A 3,003-nucleotide genomic window follows, 5' to 3' on the forward strand; every position below is an offset into this window, starting at 1 on the left:
TACCAAGGAGAGCTGCGCGAGGGCGGCAAGCGGCACACGGTCTATAAGCGCTTGGGTGACCCCGCGCACGTTAAGGTCGCTGAAGCGCGGGCGCGGGCTCTCGAGGAGTTGGCTCGGCTAGAGCGGCTGACGGACCCCGACGCAAGAGCGGGTACTACGTTCCGTGAGGCGTGGGAATCGTACAGGGCGCGGCTTGAAAAGAAGAAGCGCAGCGATCGGACCATTGCTGATTACCAGCAAAAATTCCACGCGCACCTGGCGCCGACCTTTGGAAGGGTCGCGCTTCGAGACATCACTCGTGCGGACGTCGTAAGACTTCACGACCGCCTCACTGCGGAAGTGGGCCCCTACGCAGCCAACGGCGTATGCCGTGTCGGACATGCCATCTACCGCCACGCAGCCCTCGGCATGGAGGTGCCTGACCTCTCCCCGCTCAACCCGTTCCGGGCCTATGATCTTCACAATCACGAAGCACCCCGCCAAACCGGCATGTCCGAGCGCGAACTTCCAAGGTGGTTCGCGCAGGTGCTCGCATTGGACAATCCTGTAATTCGGGAACTTTGGATCATGACCGCGCTAACGGGATTGAGACGTCGGGAGGTGTGCGCCATGCGATGGGAGCACGTCAACCTGAAGGAGGCCTACATCGAAATTCCGGCGCCCAAGGGCGGCGAGGCAAGAGCATTCCGATGCCCCCTCACGCCGCCGATGGTCCGCTCATTGGAGCGGGTGCGGCGGGCGGGTCAGGTCCTGTGCGACTTAGAGCACTGTCACCCTTGGGTGTTCCCAAGCGCGGGGAGCCGGAGTGGACACGTCGAAGAGGTGAAAAATCGTCATCTTGATCATAGCCCGCATGCATTGCGACACTCGTTTCGAAACTTTTGTGCCGGTGCGAAGGTCAGTACCGTGCATTCGCGGCTGCTCATGAATCACGCCCTAAGTGCTGACGTACATGAAAGCTACATGACGCCCGGATCGATGTTTGACCAATTGCGGGGGGCGAGTGAGGCGGTCTCGACCTACATTATGCGGCACCTGCCCAAAGGGGCAGAAAGGCAGTTAACACGACGGCTGCAGGATCAGCTAGCACAAGGCTGACCTGGTGAGGCCCGGGCGATCCAGACCGGAACCCCTTGAAAAGACCTGCACAAAGCACTATAAGCTATTTACGACTTGTGGACGCGATTGTCCTGGAGGGCATGGGCCTTCCGACTGCCGGGTTTCATTCCCGTAGTAAGTTGCCGACCGATCCCACGGCCCCATTGTGGCGCGTCAGTAGGTCGAACCTCCGTGGTGACGCGGATTTCCTGACAACCCAATTGCGCCTTTTGCGTCGCCTCGCGGCGCGATTGCTTTGCGCTCAGGAGGTTCGACCATGCGTACTGACGCAAGCGTCGCCAACGGCGACACAGCGCTGGCCGCGCTGATGCGGGAAACCGCGGCCGCAACGGTGGACACGGTTCTCGCCGAATTACGCCGTCGCCCGATCGTGCAGCCCGAGTGGCTATCCTTACAGGACGCCGCCACTTACACGGGCTATTCCGAGCAACAATTTTCCGATTTCGTCAAGCGCGGCGTCGCGCCGAAGAGCGTCCTCTTCAGTCGCAACGCGCGGCGTTTCAAGCGCAGCGACGTTGACGCTTGGTGTGCGGCGGGCGGCCCGAGTGCCTTTACCTCCAAGGGCGAGCCAGGCGCTGTGCGCAGATGAACAGGGACCAGCCAGTGAAAATCGAAGGCCCGATCAGAAAGGGCCTCATATTCGACGGCCTATATTTCAGAACTGCTAACGCTTGCGGTCGGTACAAAAGCTTGGGCCCATGGAAACGGGCCCAATGGCGAAAGGATAACCCTGACGATTTCGTCCTCCTTTCGGACCTTCAGCTGAATACCGCGCCGCCTGAGGAGAATGAGACCTCGGCTTCGCCGCGGCCGGTGGCACCAACCGTTGCATACGGGATCACAAAAGCCGAGGTGCTGAGCCGCGCCAAGGCGGCGATCGAGGCGGGCGAAAGTCCGCGCGATATTGCCGAGAAGCTTGCGTGTGCACACGAAGATTTCCATGCAACCCAACGTGAAATCGGCCGGTCAATCGGCATATCCGCCAGCTCGGTCAACCGCCTGCTGAAATGGCGTCGCTCCGGATACAGCAATCCAGAGCGGTTCATGGATTGACGGAAGCGTATCCACGCCCACGTCCGGCTCGTGGCTCAACATGGTCGAGCGCTTCTTTGCCGAAATCACTCGAAAACGCATCCGCCGCGGCGTCTTCAAGAACGTCGACGAACTCAAGCAAGCCATCATGGACTATCTCGACAACCATAATGGCCAGCCCCAAGCCCTACATCCGGACCAAGACTGCCACCGAAATCTTCAGTAAAGTCGCACGTGCGAATCAAGTGTCGGAATCACAACACTAGCTGAATTTGAAACGTGGCGGAGGCTCGGGTCTGCGACAGGCCCGAGCACCCTATCGCGTCAGAGTGGATCGAGGCCTGACCGCTGCGGCGCGACCGTTCCGTAACTCCCTCGACATTCTTCACTCGTGCCCCACCGGCACAGCGTCTCGTGCCGCAAGCGAGATGCAGGTCGCGCACGGGTGCCACTTCTAGGAGACAACGATGAATACAAAAACCGAAGAAATCCGCACTCTAAACGATCGTCGGCGACAGAACATCAATCGAGGCTATGGTCATGCCGTCATGACCGCGGGCATCGCAGCACTTGGCGTCGAAGCCATCGCTCGTATCATCAAGACCATCGAGGTGTACGATGACTTTTGCCACGCTAACGTCCGCACGAGGAACACGACTTTGGCTCGTTCGAAGCCAACGACCATACGATCTTCTTCAAGATCGATTATTACGGATCTGAAATATCCCCCGATGCAGCAGACCCCATAGTGACCGAGCGCGTCGCCTACTCACTCACGAGCCTGCGAACCTTTGCAGACATTCGAGTTTTGAACGGCGCAGAATCTACTTCCGGGTGAGTCTGTTCAGCCCC

5 protein-coding genes and 1 pseudogene are annotated in these 3,003 nt (G+C 59.4%); all 6 read left to right on the forward strand.

The features are described from left to right. Positions 1-1,098: tyrosine-type recombinase/integrase (locus WB528_RS07305; RefSeq protein WP_423887751.1), on the forward strand; the 1,098-nt coding region annotated here is incomplete at its 5' end. A gap of 277 nt (positions 1,099-1,375) precedes the next feature. Further along, positions 1,376-1,708 (forward strand): helix-turn-helix transcriptional regulator, encoded by a 333-nt coding sequence (locus tag WB528_RS07310; protein ID WP_423887752.1) that lies wholly within the window; start codon positions 1,376-1,378, stop codon positions 1,706-1,708. 14 nt (positions 1,709-1,722) lie between these two features. Further along, positions 1,723-2,172 (forward strand): hypothetical protein, encoded by a 450-nt coding sequence (locus WB528_RS07315; protein ID WP_423887753.1) that lies wholly within the window; start codon positions 1,723-1,725, stop codon positions 2,170-2,172. Between the two features lie 13 nt (positions 2,173-2,185). After that, positions 2,186-2,417, forward strand: a pseudogene (locus tag WB528_RS07320) (IS630 family transposase); the annotation flags it as partial. Positions 2,418-2,618: 201 nt separating this feature from the next. Beyond that, positions 2,619-2,900, forward strand: coding sequence for a hypothetical protein (locus WB528_RS07325; protein WP_423887754.1), 282 nt, complete (start codon positions 2,619-2,621; stop codon positions 2,898-2,900). Then, positions 2,840-2,989: a hypothetical protein gene (locus tag WB528_RS07330; protein WP_423887755.1), complete on the forward strand. Its 150-nt coding sequence runs from the start codon at positions 2,840-2,842 to the stop codon at positions 2,987-2,989. The genes WB528_RS07325 and WB528_RS07330 overlap by 61 nt, the downstream gene beginning before the upstream one ends. Positions 2,990-3,003 lie beyond the last annotated feature (14 nt).

The sequence above is a fragment of the Bradyrhizobium sp. genome, from assembly GCF_049586575.1.
Lineage (GTDB): Bacteria > Pseudomonadota > Alphaproteobacteria > Rhizobiales > Xanthobacteraceae > Bradyrhizobium.

Coding starts and splice junctions, on each gene's coding strand:
- WB528_RS07310 (WP_423887752.1), top strand. CDS start 1,376: ATGCGTACTGACGCAAGCGTCGCCAACGGCGACACAGCGCTGGCCGCG.
- WB528_RS07325 (WP_423887754.1), top strand. CDS start 2,619: ATGAATACAAAAACCGAAGAAATCCGCACTCTAAACGATCGTCGGCGA.